General features: G+C 68.7%; 12 protein-coding genes. 8 read left to right on the forward strand and 4 right to left on the reverse strand.

The window, feature by feature from the left end:
* The first annotated feature begins 108 nt into the window (after nt 1–108).
* From WCE59_RS12160 to tatC, 4 genes are all read left to right on the forward strand, one after another.
* A complete protein-coding gene (locus WCE59_RS12160) occupies nt 109–1,032 on the forward strand; it encodes a lipid-binding SYLF domain-containing protein (protein ID WP_449284163.1) in 924 nt (307 codons plus the stop codon).
* Between the two features lie 100 nt (nt 1,033–1,132).
* Entirely contained in the window at nt 1,133–1,363 is a 231-nt protein-coding gene (tatA, locus tag WCE59_RS12165; protein WP_343259044.1) for a Sec-independent protein translocase subunit TatA, read from the forward strand.
* 24 nt (nt 1,364–1,387) lie between these two features.
* Nucleotides 1,388–1,813, forward strand: coding sequence for a Sec-independent protein translocase protein TatB (gene tatB / locus WCE59_RS12170; RefSeq protein ID WP_343259045.1), 426 nt, complete (start codon nt 1,388–1,390; stop codon nt 1,811–1,813).
* Nucleotides 1,797–2,555: a twin-arginine translocase subunit TatC gene (gene tatC, locus WCE59_RS12175; RefSeq protein ID WP_343259046.1), complete on the forward strand. Its 759-nt coding sequence runs from the start codon at nt 1,797–1,799 to the stop codon at nt 2,553–2,555. Before tatB ends, tatC begins: the two co-directional genes overlap by 17 nt.
* 48 nt (nt 2,556–2,603) lie before the next feature.
* Here the strand turns inward: tatC and WCE59_RS12180 are convergent, their stop codons facing one another.
* The 3 genes from WCE59_RS12180 to WCE59_RS12190 form a co-directional block, all read right to left on the reverse strand.
* Nucleotides 2,604–3,467, reverse strand: a complete 864-nt coding sequence (locus WCE59_RS12180; protein ID WP_343259047.1) for a BPSS1780 family membrane protein — start codon at nt 3,465–3,467, stop codon at nt 2,604–2,606.
* Nucleotides 3,468–3,479: 12 nt separating this feature from the next.
* On the reverse strand, nt 3,480–4,226 hold the full coding sequence (locus WCE59_RS12185) for a glutamine amidotransferase (RefSeq protein WP_343259048.1): 747 nt from the start codon (nt 4,224–4,226) through the stop codon (nt 3,480–3,482).
* Between the two features lie 151 nt (nt 4,227–4,377).
* Nucleotides 4,378–6,126 carry a GspE/PulE family protein gene (locus WCE59_RS12190; RefSeq protein WP_343259049.1) on the reverse strand — a complete coding sequence of 583 codons (1,749 nt, stop codon included), beginning with the start codon at nt 6,124–6,126 and terminating at the stop codon, nt 4,378–4,380.
* A 154-nt stretch (nt 6,127–6,280) separates the two neighbouring features.
* On the opposite strand from WCE59_RS12190, the gene glyQ reads away from it, so the two are divergent.
* Both glyQ and glyS read left to right on the forward strand, forming a co-directional pair.
* On the forward strand, nt 6,281–7,189 hold the full coding sequence (glyQ, locus tag WCE59_RS12195) for a glycine--tRNA ligase subunit alpha (protein WP_343259050.1): 909 nt from the start codon (nt 6,281–6,283) through the stop codon (nt 7,187–7,189).
* Nucleotides 7,186–9,387, forward strand: coding sequence for a glycine--tRNA ligase subunit beta (gene glyS, locus WCE59_RS12200; RefSeq protein ID WP_343259051.1), 2,202 nt, complete (start codon nt 7,186–7,188; stop codon nt 9,385–9,387). Before glyQ ends, glyS begins: the two co-directional genes overlap by 4 nt.
* Nucleotides 9,388–9,405: 18 nt before the next feature.
* Here the strand turns inward: glyS and WCE59_RS12205 are convergent, their stop codons facing one another.
* Nucleotides 9,406–10,710: a sensor histidine kinase gene (locus tag WCE59_RS12205; protein WP_343259052.1), complete on the reverse strand. Its 1,305-nt coding sequence runs from the start codon at nt 10,708–10,710 to the stop codon at nt 9,406–9,408.
* Nucleotides 10,711–10,914: 204 nt separating this feature from the next.
* Between WCE59_RS12205 and WCE59_RS12210 the strand changes: the two genes are divergently transcribed.
* Both WCE59_RS12210 and WCE59_RS12215 read left to right on the forward strand, forming a co-directional pair.
* A complete protein-coding gene (locus tag WCE59_RS12210; RefSeq protein ID WP_343259053.1) occupies nt 10,915–12,837 on the forward strand; it encodes a diguanylate cyclase in 1,923 nt (640 codons plus the stop codon).
* A 34-nt stretch (nt 12,838–12,871) separates the two neighbouring features.
* A complete protein-coding gene (locus WCE59_RS12215) occupies nt 12,872–14,644 on the forward strand; it encodes an autotransporter assembly complex protein TamA (protein WP_343259054.1) in 1,773 nt (590 codons plus the stop codon).
* Nucleotide 14,645 lies beyond the last annotated feature (1 nt).

The raw sequence follows: 14,645 nt of genomic DNA on the forward strand, positions 1-14,645 counted from the left end.
CGCAGGACTCATTGCCGATTCATGCCATCACCCCTAGCCTGACCCTGCCCTGGCCTGAACTTGCACCGCCCGGTGCGGTCTGTCCCGTATCCCCTCCGGAGTATCCCGATGTCCGTGTCCCGTCGTTCCAGCCTGCGCCTGCTGCTGCCCGTCGCCCTTGCCGCATCGTTGGCGGTCACTACTGCAGCCAGCGCCGGCCAGCGCGAAGACGTGCGCGCCCACAACGCGGTCCGCGTACTGGCCGAGATCCAGGAGATCCCGGAAAGCGCCATTCCCAACAAGCTGCTCGATGAGGCCCGGGCCATCGTGGTGGTGCCCGACACCGTCAAGGCCGGGCTGGTGATCGGCGGCCGCCGCGGACACGGGCTGATGTCGGTCAAGACCGCCGATGACACCTGGTCGCAGCCGGTCTTCGTGACCCTGACCGGAGGCAGCATCGGCCTGCAGGCCGGGGTGCAGTCCGCCGACGTGGTGATGGTGTTTCGCAACGACCGCAGCCTGGACAGCATCGTCAACGGCAAGCTGACGCTGGGCGCCGATGCCGGCGTGGCTGCCGGGCCGCTGGGCCGCAACGCATCCACCGCCACCGATGGCCAGCTCAAGGCCGAAATCTGGTCCTGGTCACGCGCCCGCGGCCTGTTCGCCGGCGTGGCGCTGGACGGCGCGGTGCTGAGCATCAATGACCGGGCCAACCAGGCCGTGTACGGCAGCGACACCACGCCACGGATGATCTTTGAAGGCCGGGTGCAGAACCCGCCCTCGAATGCCGTAGTGGATTTCCGCGACCGTCTGGAAGAAGCCACCGCCGTGGCGCGCGCCGAGCGCGGCACCGAAGCCGCCCAGTCGAGCACCGTGGCCACCACAGCCCCGACCGACGCCGCCACTGCAGGCCAAACTCCGGTCGCTGGGGACGCGGGCGCAGAAAGCCTGCCCCTGCCTTTGCCGCCGACTGCCGCCGAAGCCCAGCCGCAGCCGTTCGAACCGGTGCCCGAGGGCGAGATCCGCAGCGAACCGCTCGACGACGGCTTCTGAACCGGCTTCATTAACAGGCCCCGCACTGCCCGCCCGCAAAAGGCCGGGTGGCTGCGGTATCCTGACCCCTCCGATCAACCTGGAATTTCGACCACAGCTTATGGGCACTTTCAGCATCTGGCATTGGATCATCGTGCTGGTGGTCGTGCTGCTCGTTTTCGGCACCAAGCGCCTGCGCGGCGCCGGCCGTGACCTGGGCGAGGCGATCAAAGGCTTCAAGAAGGGCATTAACGACGCGGACGACGATACGCCGCCGGCCAAGCTCGAGGACCAGCAGCGGGAGACCGACTCCCAGCGGGACGCGCAGCAGAACGACAACGCGCGGCGCTGACGCCGCGGACGCGGCAGCTGCGACATGTTTGATCTTGGATTCTCCGAGCTCGTCGTCATCGCGCTGGTCGCCTTGATCGTGCTCGGCCCCGAGCGCCTGCCCAAGGCCGCGCGGTTTGCCGGCCTGTGGATCCGTCGTGGGCGCGCCCAGTGGTATTCGGTGCGCAGCGAGCTGGAGCGCGAGCTGGCCGCCGACGAGCTCAAGCGCAGCCTGGAGGACGCCAGGCAGGCCGCGCAAAGCACCGAAGACTCCATGCGCACCGCGGGCCAGGACCTGCGCCGCGAGCTGGGCACGATCGAGGACTCGGTTCGCGATACCGCCCGTGATGCGGGCGAAGCGCTCAAGGCACCGGCAACCCCGGCGGCGGGCGGCGAGGGCGCGGGCACTGGCGAGGCCAAGCTCCTTTCTGACAGGACCGGACCGGAGGAAGGCGATGACCGGCAACGCTGAGGGCACGCCCGAATCCACCCTGGTCGATCACCTGATCGAACTTCGCACCCGCCTGCTGCGGGCGGTGACCGGGTTGATGGTGGTCTTCCTCGGGCTGCTGCCGTTCGCCAACCGCCTGTATGCCTGGCTGGCCCAACCGCTGCTGGACAAGCTGCCGGAAGGCGCGCACCTGATCGCGGTCGAAGTGGCCTCGCCGTTTTTCGCTCCGCTCAAGCTGGCTTTCTTCATCGCCCTGGTTGCCACCATGCCGTGGCTGCTGTACCAGCTGTGGGCGTTCGTGGCGCCCGGCCTGTACAAGCGCGAGAAGAAGCTGGCGATGCCGCTGCTGGTGTCGGCGGTGACGCTGTTCTACGCCGGCTGCGCGTTCTCGTTCTACCTGGTGCTGCCGACGGTATTCACGTTCCTCACCGCGGTGACCCCGGAAGGCGTGTCGATGATGACCGACATCCACGCCTATCTGAACTTCGTGATGGTGATCTTCCTGGCGTTCGGGCTGAGCTTCCAGATGCCGGTGGCGCTGGTGATCCTGACCCTGCTGGGCTGGGTCACCCCGGATCAGCTGCGCGAATGGCGCGGCTACGCGATCGTGGGTGTGTTCATCCTCGCCGCGGTGGTCACCCCGCCGGATGTGATCTCCCAGCTGATGCTGGCGATCCCGATGGTGCTGCTGTACGAAGCGGGCATCATCGCCTCGCGCATCCTCGGGCCCAAGCGACAAGCGGGCGCCAGCAACGAAGCCTGACGCCCGACGTCCCCGGCACCCGCGGCAGTGAGGCCGCGGGACCTGATATCAGAGTTCGATCCCGGTCGCCTGCGGCGTCGTCCCGGCGACCGCCTGGCCGCCCAGCAGCTGACGCCAGGCGAGATAGACGGCGCCCATCAGCACCGGCATCAGCACCGTCATCATCAGCAGCTGTGCGCCAACCGCAGCGACCACCTGACCGCCGAAGATGCCCAGGATCAGACCCACGATCTGGGCGCCGATCAGGATCGCCACGGCCACGATCAGCAGCAGCACCATGAACACCAGGAAGGCGCCGATATTGGCCATGCAGGCCTGGAAGCTGCGCTTCATCGCCGCAAACGGCCGCGCGCCTTCAAACATCACCTGGGCCTGGAACAGGAAGGTGAACATGTAGGTCACGATGCCGATCACAATCGCCCCCAGGAACCACAGCGCAAACCGGCCCATCGGGAAGCCATCGAACAGGGTCGGATCGGGATTCTGGCCCTGGGTCTGCTCCATCGCCACCACGATGTTCTGCAGCGCGGTGGGGCCAACCATCACCGCCAGCAGCACGATGGCCAGCAGGCCAGCCAGCATCTGCGGAACCAGCTGAGCCACCAGCGACACGGCCCGGCCCTCGCGGAAGGCCTGCAGCAGGTGCGAGGGGTGCGCTTCACGACCCTGGTCCACCTCGCGCACCGCGTAGATCAGCCCGCCCAGCAGGATCGGGGTGAGCAGCACCAGTGCCAGCTGAGCCAGCATCGACAGCAGCGGACCCGCGCCCATGAACAGCAGCGGCAGCACCGAAATGATTGCGAAAACCAGGCCCACCAGGCCCAGCGCCAGCGGTGCCTTTTTCAGCAGCCCGAAGCCGCCCAGCAGCCACTCCGCGCCTGCGCCCGCCCTAACCCTGTTGGCATTGCCCATAGATCCGGTCCGTCAATCCGTTTGAGAGGGCGCAAGTGTAGTACGCGCAAGTTGCGCAAACCTGCGCAGCACTTCGCGCGCCACCGGCGCGGCGCGCGCGTCCTTGAGCAACGCCTCCGGATCGGCGCCTCCCGTACGCAGCACATGCGCGCGGGCACGGATGTAGCCGCGCATGTGGGTCACGCTGAACTCGGGGTGGAACTGCACGCCCCACGTGGCCGCGCCCCAGCGGAACGCGTGCAGCGGATCGTGTCCGGTGCGGGCCAGCAGCACCGCGCCCTCCGGCAGCCGGCTCGCCACCTGCACGTGGGTCATATGCGCCGGGAAGCGGGCAGGCAGACCGGCGAACAGCGGATCATCCGCCGCCGCTTCCAGCAGCTCGACCTCGAATGTCCCCATCCGCCGCCCCTCGGGGTTGTCCGCCACTTCGCCGCCCAGCGCATGGGCGAGCAGCTGGTGGCCGTAGCAGATGCCAAGCACCGGCACGCCTGCTTCGGCGGCTTCGCGCAGCCAGCCCGCGCAGTGCTCGCTCCACTCCAGGCGCTCGGTGACCATGGCGGCCGAGCCGCTGATGATGACGCCGGAAAACCCGTCATGCGGTGGCAGCGGTTCGCCGGACTCCACGTCCACCACTTCCACCTCGCTGCGGTGCAGTCCCGCAGCCACGCGGATCCAGTGGCCGAAATCGCCCTGGCGGCGCAGCGATGGCACGGGGCGACCGGCAGCAATGATGAGCAACGGACGGGGATCAACAGACATCGCGGGCATTCCAGGGCAGAGGGGAGAGAGCTGGCGACGATACCGCACCCATTCTGTAGGAGCGCGCCATGCGCGCGAAGGCACGTGAATCAGGGTTTGCGGTGAACGCCGGATTGCGTGATTCGCGGGGCGTCGGGGGCGTAGCCCCGATCTACTCGCGGGGCGGAAGAACGGTGAGCACTTCCTTGATGGTGGTCAGCCCCTGGGCAACCTTGGCCGCGCCGGCCTGGCGCAGGGTACGCAGGCCACCCGCGCGGGCTGCACCGGAGAATCCGGCCAGCTCCATGTCCGGCCGGATCAGCGCGCGCAGCGCCGGGGTGAGCGGCATCAATTCGTACAGCCCCACCCGGCCCATGTAGCCGGTCTTGCGGCATTCCAGACAGCCGACCGGGCCCATGGTTTCACCCGCCGGCACGGCCTCGCCGGGACCGAGCAGCGCCTCCCAGCCATCCGCGCCCACCGCCTCCGGACGCTTGCAGAGCGGGCACAGGGTGCGCACCAGGCGTTGGGCCAGTACCCCGGTGAGGGTGGAGGCGATCAGGTAGTGCGGCAGGCCCAGATCCAACAGGCGGGTCACCGCCGAGGGCGCGTCGTTGGTATGCAGCGTCGAGAGCACCAGATGCCCGGTAAGCGAGGCCTGCACCGCCATCTGCGCGGTGTCCAGGTCGCGGATCTCGCCGATCATGATGATGTCCGGGTCCTGGCGCAGCAGGGTGCGCACGCCCTGGGCAAAGCCGAAATCGATGCCGTGGTGGACCTGGCTCTGGTTGAGCTCCGGGGCGACCATTTCAATCGGGTCTTCCACCGTGCACACGTTCACCTGCGGCGTGGCCAGGGTGCGCAGGGTCGAATACAGGGTGGTGGTCTTGCCCGATCCGGTCGGCCCGGTGACCAGGATGATCCCGTGCGGCTGCTCCACCAGCGCGTTCCACGTGGCCGCCTCGGCGGCGTCAAAGCCCAGCTGATCGATCGGCTTGAACGCGGTGTCCGGATCGAAGATGCGCATCACACACTTCTCGCCGAACGCGGTGGGCATGGTCGACAGGCGCATCTCCACCTCGCGCCCACCCGGCGAGCGGGTCTTGATGCGGCCATCCTGCGGGCGCCGACGCTCGGCCAGGTCCATGCGCCCGAGCACCTTGATGCGCGCGACCACCGCGGTCATCACCGGCGGCGGCATCTCGAACACCTTGTGCAGCACGCCATCAATGCGGAAACGCACCCCGCCCATGTCGCGCCGCGGCTCCAGATGGATGTCGGACGCACGCTGCTCATAGGCGTACTGCAGCAGCCAGTCGACGATGTTGACGATGTGGTGGTCGTCGGCGTTGACGTCGCCCGTGCGTCCCAGTTCCACCAGCTGCTCGAAGCTGGGCGCACTGCCTTCGCCATCGGCTTCGCGGTGATCACGCGCGCCGCGGATCGAGCGGGTGACGCCGTAGAACTCCATGGTGTAGCGGTGCAGGTCCAGCGGACTGGCCACCACCAGGTCGATCTCGCGCCGCAACAGCCTGGCCACGTCGGGCAGCCAGTCCAGCGCCAGCGGCTCGCTGGTGGCGATCAGCACGCGGTCCGGCGCCACCTCCAGCGGCAGGATCCGGTGGCGGCGGGCGTAGGCGTGGGACACGACATCGGTGATCCCGGCCACGTCCAGCCGGGTGGGGTCGATGCGCCGGTAGGGACGGCCGGTTTCCTTCGCCAACCATTCGGTCAGCTGCTCCAGACCCAGTTCCGCGCCGGGCCTGGGCACGAAAGCCAGCTTCAGGTTGGCCAGCAGCACCAGCGGGTGCACCGCGTCGTTGGCCCGCCCCTGGCGGGCGGACACTTTGGCCCGTTCGGCGTCCTGCGGCGAGATCACGCCGTCGGCCAGCAGCGCATCCACCACAGCAGCCAGCTCCATCCGGCCCGGAGGCAGTCGCGAAGGACGGGGAGAAACGCGGCTCGGATGGACTTCGTTCAAGGGGTGCTCTGGCGGACCGTGCGCTGACGGATCGTGGCTGGGCCGGTGCGGGCTCGCCGCTATACTAGCGCGCCCCATATTGCGAGCCTTGCGCATGAGCGGCCCGACTTTCCAGGACCTGATCCAGCGCCTCAATGCCTACTGGGCCGGACACGGCTGCGTGCTGATCCAGCCGCTGGACCTGGAGGTGGGCGCCGGCACCTTCCACCCGGCCACGTTCCTGCGTGCAATCGGCCCGGAGCCGTGGAACGCCGCCTACGTGCAGCCCTCGCGCCGCCCAACCGACGGCCGCTACGGTGAGAATCCCAACCGCCTGCAGCGCTACTACCAGTACCAGGTGGCGTTGAAGCCCAGCCCCGACAACATCGTGGAGCTGTACTTCGATTCGCTGAAGGAACTGGGCGTGGACCCGCAGGTACACGACCTGCGCCTGGTCGAGGACAACTGGGAATCGCCCACGCTCGGCGCCTGGGGGCTGGGCTGGGAAGTCTGGCTCAACGGCATGGAAGTGACCCAGTTCACCTGGTTCCAGCAGGCCGGCGGTCTGGAGTGCAAGCCGGTGCTGGGTGAGATCACCTACGGCCTGGAGCGCCTGTGCATGTACCTGCAGGGCGTTGACGACGTATTCGACCTCATCTGGACCCACGGCCCGGACGGCACCCCGGTCACCTACCGCGACGTGTACCACCAGAACGAGGTGGAGCAGAGCACCTACAACTTCGAGCACGCCGACGTGGCCGAACTTTTCCACCGCTTCGACGCCTGCGAGGCCGAAGCGCTCAAGCTGGCCGAACTGGGCCTGCCGCTGCCGGCCTATGAGCAGGTCATGAAGGCCAGCCACAGCTTCAACATGCTCGACGCGCGCCGCGCGATCAGCGTCACCGAGCGCCAGCGCTACATCCTGCGCGTGCGCCGGCTGTCCCAGGCGGTCGCCAAGGGTTATTACGCACAGCGCGAGAAGCTCGGCTTCCCCGCCCTGCGCAAGGCAGGAGAAGTCGCATGACGACCACGACCATGCAGCCGCTGCTGATCGAACTGGGTGCCGAGGAGCTGCCGGTCAAGGCCCTGCCCGGCCTGGCCCAGGCGTTTTTTGATGGTGTGCTGACTGCGCTGGAGAAGCGCGGCATTGCCGTCGAGCGCGGCGACGCCAAACCGCTGTACACCCCGCGCCGGCTGACGGTGCTGCTGCCGGGCGTGGCTGCCGAGCAGCCTGAGCAGGCCTCGGAAGTGCTGGGGCCCTACCTCAACATTGCCCTGGACGCGGACGGCCAGCCGACCCGCGCCCTGCAGGGTTTCGCCGCCAAGGCCGGCGTGGAGTGGAGCGCGCTGGAGCGCACCAGCGACGCCAAGGGCGAGCGCTTCGTGCACCGCTCGGTCAAGCCCGGTGCCAGCACGGCGCAACTGCTGCCGGAGATCCTGACCGAAGCCATCGACGCCATCCCCGTCCCCAAGCCGATGCGCTGGGGCGCGCACGAATATGCCTTCGCCCGCCCGGTGTTGTGGCTGGTTGTCCTGCACGGCAGCGAGGTCGTTGATTGCGAGGCCTTCGGCGTGCCCGCCGGCCGCGAAAGCCGCGGCCACCGGTTCATGCACGAGGGCCCGGTGCTGGTCATCCAACCGGATGCCTACATCGACACCCTGCGCGCCGCCAAGGTGCTGGTGGACGCGGACGAGCGCCGTGCGCGCATCGTCGAACAGGTCAACGCCGCGGCGCAGGGCGGCAGCGCGCGCATCGATCCGGACAACCTGGAGCAGGTGAACTGTCTGGTCGAATGGCCGAGCGCGGTGGCCTGCTCGTTCGAGTCGGGTTTCCTCAAGGTGCCGGCCGAGGCGCTGGTGGTAACCATGGAAGCCAACCAGAAGTTCTTCCCGGTGCTGGATGCCGACGGCCAGCTGACGGAACGCTTCATCGGCATCGCCAACATCGAATCAACCGACGTAACCCAGGTGCGCCAGGGCTACGAACGGGTGATCCGGCCGCGCTTTGCCGACGCGCAGTTCTTCTTCGAAGAAGACCTGAAGCAGGCCCTGGGCGCGATCAATGACGGCCTGGAGTCGGTGACCTACCAGGCCAAGCTGGGCTCGCTGGCCGCCAAGGTGTCGCGCGTGGCCGAACTGGCCCGCGCCATCGCCCCGCAGGCCGGAGCCGATCCCGACCTTGCCGCGCGCGCCGCCGGCCTGTCCAAGGCCGACCTGCAGTCGCGCCTGGTCGGCGAATTTCCGGAACTCCAGGGCATCGCCGGGCGCTACTACGCGCTGCAGGATCCCGCGCTTGCGGACCTCACCGACCCCGACCGCACCGCCCTTGCCGACGCCATCGACGCAGCCTACGCGCCGCGCCATTCCGGCGAAGCCATCGCACCCTCGCCGCTGGGCCGCACGCTGGCGATTGCCGAACGGCTGGATACCCTGGCCGGCGGCTTTGCCGCGGGCCTGAAGCCAACCGGCAACAAGGACCCCTTCGCCCTGCGCCGCAACGCGCTGGGCCTGGCCCGCACGATCATCGAAAGCGGGCTTGCACTGGACCTGCGCGCACTGCTGGCCAGCGCCCGCGCGCTGGCATTGGACGCGATGGCGGCCACGGCGGAAGCCGCGCTGGCCGCTGCCACCGGCGACAAGGACATCGCCCGGGCCAGCAAGCACCTGGACGAAACGCTGGCCGCACGTGGAACCGATCCGCAGGACGACGTCGACGCGCTGTACGACTTCATCCTCGATCGCCTGAAGGGCTACTACGCAGACCGCGGCGTGCCGGTGCAGCACTTCAATGCCGTGGCCGCGCTGCGCCCCGCCTCGCTGCACGACTTCAACCGACGCATCGCCGCGATCGGCACCTTCGCCGCCCTGCCCGAAGCCGAAGCGCTGGCAGCGGCCGACAAGCGCATCCGCAACATCCTGCGCAAGGCCGGTGACGATGTGCCGGTATCGGTGGATACCGCACTGCTGCAGGAACCGGCCGAGCGGGCCCTGGCCCAGGCCGTGGACCAGACCTTCACCGCCACCGACCAGCCCCTGGCCAGTGGCGACTATGGCCAGGTACTGGCACGACTGGCGCAGCTGCGCCCACAGGTGGATGCGTTCTTCGACGCGGTGATGGTCAACGCCGAGGATCCAGCCGTGCGTGGCAATCGCCTGGCGCTGCTCCGGCGGTTGTCTTCGCGGCTCGGCAGCGTTGCTGCGATTGAGCACCTGAGCAGCTGAGCAACTGACGGCCAGGCTTCAGCGCGGCAGCGTGCGTCGCGGCAGGCGGAGGCGCACCGTGGTGCCGCTGCCGGCCACGCTCTCCACCTTCAGGCTCCCGCCGGCGCGCTCGGCCAGGTCGGAGGCCACCGAGAGACCCAGGCCGGTGCCCTTGCCCGGCGGTTTGGTGGTGTAGAACGGCTCGCGGCATCGGGCCAGTTCCTCGGCCGTCATCCCGCGTCCGGTATCGCTCACGCTGATCTCCACCCAGTCCGCATCGCCTGCCACGGCCACGGTGAACGTGCCTTCGCCCGCCATGGCTTCGGCGGCGTTGGAGGCCAGGTTGATCAGCACCAGCTCCAGCTGGGCGCGGTCGAAGAACACCGGCTGCGGACCCTCCGCCAGCTGCAGGCGCAGCTGTACCCCTTCTGTGAGCAGGTGCCGCTGCATTGCCAGGAACTCTTTCACCAGCACCGCGGCATCGAAGACTTCCGGCCGGCTCGCTTCCAGCCGACTGAAATCGAGCAGCCGCCGGCTCACTGCCGCAGCGCGGCGCGTGGCCGATTCAACGCCCTCGAACATGGCCTGCATCTGGTCCGCATCCGATGCTTCCCGGCCACGCTGGGCATAGCCGAGGATCAGCCCGAGCAGGTGGTTGAAATCATGCGCCACCCCGCCGGCCAGCCGGCCCACGCCCTCCATTTTCTGCGCGTGCAGCAGCTGCCGGCGCGAGCGCTCGCGTTCCTCCATCTCCAGCTGCAGGCGGTCGCGGGTATGGGCCAGCTGCGCATTGCGGCGGGCCAGCTCGCCCAGATAGCCACCGATCAGCACCGCGGCCCGATCCAGCAGCAGTGCGCCCGCCAGCACGCCAGCGCAGAACTGCACGGCCAGCACGGCCGAAGATCGCAGCGCCACCGGATCATAGAAATAGCGCGCTATGTCGACCCAGGCGGCGCCGCAGACCAGCGCAAGCAGCACTGCTGCACACGCCCACAGCACGCCCCTGCCCAGCACCAGCGCACCAAGCAGCGGTGGCAACAGGGTGATCAGCTGGGTGCCGATCTGCATACCCAGGCCCCAGTGCAGGTAGTTCCAGCCAATGGACGCAAGCGCCGCCCCCAGGAACAGCGTCGCGGCCAGGTTGAATCGGCCGCGACGCAGCAGCAGCCAGCAGCCCCAGATGACACCGGTGGCCAGGGCCGTCAGGGTCACGGCCGACGTGGACAGCGGCTGCCACGGCTTCAGCCAGATGCCCAGGATCAGCGACAGCGGCAGGTACAGGCCCATGAACACCAGCAGCACGGCCAGCATCCTGTCCCGGTGCAGATCCCCGGACCTGCTCATGCGAACTGAACCGCCATCATCAATCCCTGTCGCGAAAATTCCTGCCACGAAAACCCCTGCTGCAGACAGGCGCCATCGGGCAGCCTAGGGTACAGCCGGGGCGGATGGCCAACAGCGTGCGACAATCGAAGGCCTGTCCGGCAAACCGACCGCTGCGAGGTCCGTGTGCGTCTTCGCTACCTGCTGCCATCGGCGCTGCTCGCCATGTCCGCGCTGTCCCTGGGCACTCCAGCACTGGCGCAGATCGCCTCCGCCCCGCAGCAACGTGACATCGTCCAGGGCGAACAATGCCTGTCGCAGATGGAGCGCGATGCCCAGGGCGCCATCCGTTTGGCCCGTAACATGCTCGCCCGCGAGGATGCAAGTGATGTCGCGCGGATGATGGCGCTGGCCTGCCTGGTCCGCAGCCAGCTGATGAAGGGCGAGGGCGCACAGGCGCAGGCCGCGGTGCCGGAACTGCTGCCGCTGCTGGAGTCCACTGAAGCGCCGCAGCAGCTGCGCGTGGAGATGCGGCTGTTCACCGCCACCGCGCTGCAGGAGTTTGGGCAGCTGCGGCTTGCGGGCGAGGTGCTCGAAGCCGCACTGGCCGAGTCGGAGCCGTATACCAACCTGCACCTGCAGGCGCTGGTGGGCGTTGCCCTGCATCATGCGCGGGGCATGGGCGATCCGGCGGGCGCGGAACCGTACTTCCAGCGGGCTATCGCCACCACCCTCAAGCGACCCGGCGGCCAGTTGCCGAGGGATGCGATCCCCTATTTCAACTACGGCCTGGCGGTGCTGGAACAGGGCCGCGCGGACGAGGCCGCCGACCTGCTGGAGACCGCGGCGGCACTCGCCGGCCGCGACCGGCATCTGGACCGGCTGCGCGGGCGCATCGAGGCCGCGCTGGGCCGCATTGCCCTGGGCCGCGGAGACCTGGCCACGGCCCACCGGCAGCTTGAGTCGGCGGTCACGCTGCTACGCGAATTGAACGACGTGTCCGGGCTGGCCGCCAGCCTTCGCCAGCTGGCCGAACTGGCGCTGCTCGAGGGCGAGCCTGCACGGGCACTCGAATACGGCAGCGAAGCCGCCGGGCTGGTCGAATCCGGCCAGCTGGCCGACCAGGTCCACGATTCGCTGACGCTGATGGCACGCATCCATTCGGCCCTGGGCGACGCCACCGAATCACGCGCCATGAGCGAGCGCGCGCGCCAGCACCTGGCCAGGATCAACCGCGACCGTGACCCGGCCATCGCCGCGATGCTTGAACAGCGCGCACCGCGCTCCGACGAGACGATCGAGCGACTCGGCAACCTGACCCGGGCCCGGGTCATCGGCGCCATGGCACTGCTGGCCCTGGCTGCCACCCTGCTCGGCGCCGGCTGGATGCTGCTGCGCGCACGGCGTAGCAACCGGCGGCTGGAATGGTCCAGCACCACCGACACCCTGACCGGCCTGGCCAACCGGCGTGCGGCGACCCGGCAGCTGGAAGCCCTCGCCGGCTCCACCGGCCGCGGTGACGCGCGGGCCGCCCTGCTGCTGGTGGACATTGATCACTTCAAGGCGGTCAACGACCAATACGGCCATGGCGAGGGCGACCGCGCGCTCGAAGCCATCGCCCGCACCCTGAAGCAGGCCTGCGATGCCAACGACGTTGTTGCCCGCTGGGGCGGCGAGGAATTCCTGATCGTGCGCCCGCGTACGTCGCAGGCCGCAGCGCGCGCGCTTGCCGAACATCTGCGCGCCACGCTGGAGCAGCTGGTGATCCCGCTGCGCGACGGGCAATCGATGTCGGTCACCGTCTCGATCGGACTGGCACTGTGCCCGTATTTTCCTGGACAGGGCGACTGGCAGGAATCAATCCGCATGGCCGACCGCGCGCTTTACGCAGCCAAGCATTCGGGCCGCAACGCCTGGGCCGGAACCTGGGGCGAACCGGCGGGAATCAACATTGATGTGTACAGCGTGCGCCAGGATCCGCAGGCTGCGCTGGCCAACGGCTGGATCTCGGTATCCGGCAGCCGGCCAATTTCCTGGACGGCTCCGCGCACTGACAGCACCGGCCCCGTTGCGGCACCGGCCCGGGGCCAGCCGCCGCGTGCGGTTTCCGGGCAGGACCGGACCAGGCCCGATGTGCAGAACCGTTAAGCGATCTCGACATCGGCTTCGGTATCCTGCGTCGATGCATGGACGTCGTTTCTCCTTTGGGCTGGCTGCAGCGCTGCTTTTGACCGTCCCCGGCACCGCCCTGGCCGTTGAGGTGGGCGAGGTCGTGATCCGTGGGCTGGATGACGAGATGGAGGAGAACGTGCGCGTGTCGCTGTCACTGGCGGACGTGCGCGGCGAAGACATTTCGTTCCGCCGCCTGCGCTACATGATCGGCGCGGCCGAGGCCGAGGCCCGCGAGGCACTGGAGCCGTTCGGCTACTACTCGCCGCAGATCCAGGTCGAGCAGTCGCGCGCCAACGGCCAGGTCGATGTCACCCTCACCGTCGATGCCGGCGAGCCGGTGCGGGTGCGCAACGCGGACGTGGCGATCATCGGCGCCGGGCAGCGCGACCGCTACCTGGCCCGCGACCTGGAGGACTTTGCGCCGGGCACGGACGAGGTGTTCGATCACCGCCCCTATGAGGCCAGCAAGGCCCGGATCAGCCGCAGGCTGGCCGAGCGCGGCTATTTCGATGCCGACTTCAGCGCGCGTCGGGTGGAAGTCACCCGCGCCGAGGAGGCCGCCGACATCGAGCTGGTGTGGACCAGCGGCGAGCGCTACAACATGGGCCCGACCACGTTCGAGCAGTCGCCGCGTACGATCATCAACAACGACCTGCTCGAGCGACTCATCTACTGGGAGGAAGGCGGCTACTACCACCAGGGCCGCCTGGACCGGCTGCGCACCTCGCTGCAGCGGCTGGACTACTTCAGCGCGATCGATATCGAGCCCCGGCCCGACGATGCCGACGCCGATCGCCGGGTGCCTGTGGACGTGCGCCTGACCCCCGCCCCGCGCAAGATCCAGACCGCCGGCCTGAGCTACGGCACCGACAGCGGCGCCGGTATCCGCCTGGGCGAGGAGCGCCGCTACGTCAACCGCCGCGGGCACAAGGCGCTGGCCCAGCTGGACTACGCACAGAAACGCAAGACCCTGACCCTGCAGTACCGGATTCCCGCGTTTGCCTGGCTGGATGGCTGGTACACGGTCAGCCTGCAGGGTGCGGACGAGCAGACCCGCTACGTGGACACGCGGAAGATCGAGCTGGTGGGCAGCCGCAGCGGACAGTACAACCGCAATCTCAACCTGGTGGCCTCGGCCCACGTATTGCGCGAACGCTGGGCCTACGTGGACCAGGACAATCCCGACACGCCAGCCGAGTACCGCTACGCCACCTTCAGCTATCCGTCGCTGCGCGCCGAATATGTGGATGTGGACGACCAGATCTTTCCACGCCGGGGCATCGGCGGCAGCGTCATCCTGCGCGGCGGAGTGGAGGATGTGGGCTCGGACGCAAGCTTTGCCCAGATCCACGCACGCGCCAGCTGGTACCGCGGCATTGGCGAGCGCCACCGGCTGATCGTGCGCGGCGAAGCCGGCCACACCTATACCGATGCGCTGGTCAGCATGCCGCCCAGCCTGCGCTTCTACGCCGGCGGCGACCGCAGCATCCGCGGCTATGACTGGCGCGAGGTCGGACCGCGACTGGGCGATTACGCGCTCGGCGCCAAGCACGTGTTCACCGGCAGCGTGGAGTACGAGCACTACTTCCAGAGCGGATTCGGTTTCGCCGTGTTCGCCGACAGCGGCAGCGCCTTCAACGACAGCCCCGACTGGCGCACAGGCGTGGGCATGGGCGTGCGCTGGGCGTCGCCGGTCGGCCCGCTGCGGCTGGACATCGCCCGCGGGCTGGACGATCCGGATTCACCCTTCACCCTGCACCTCGACATCGGCACGGCGTTCTGAC

Source organism: Luteimonas qiangzhengi (assembly GCF_039548515.1).
Taxonomy (GTDB): Bacteria; Pseudomonadota; Gammaproteobacteria; order Xanthomonadales; family Xanthomonadaceae; genus Luteimonas.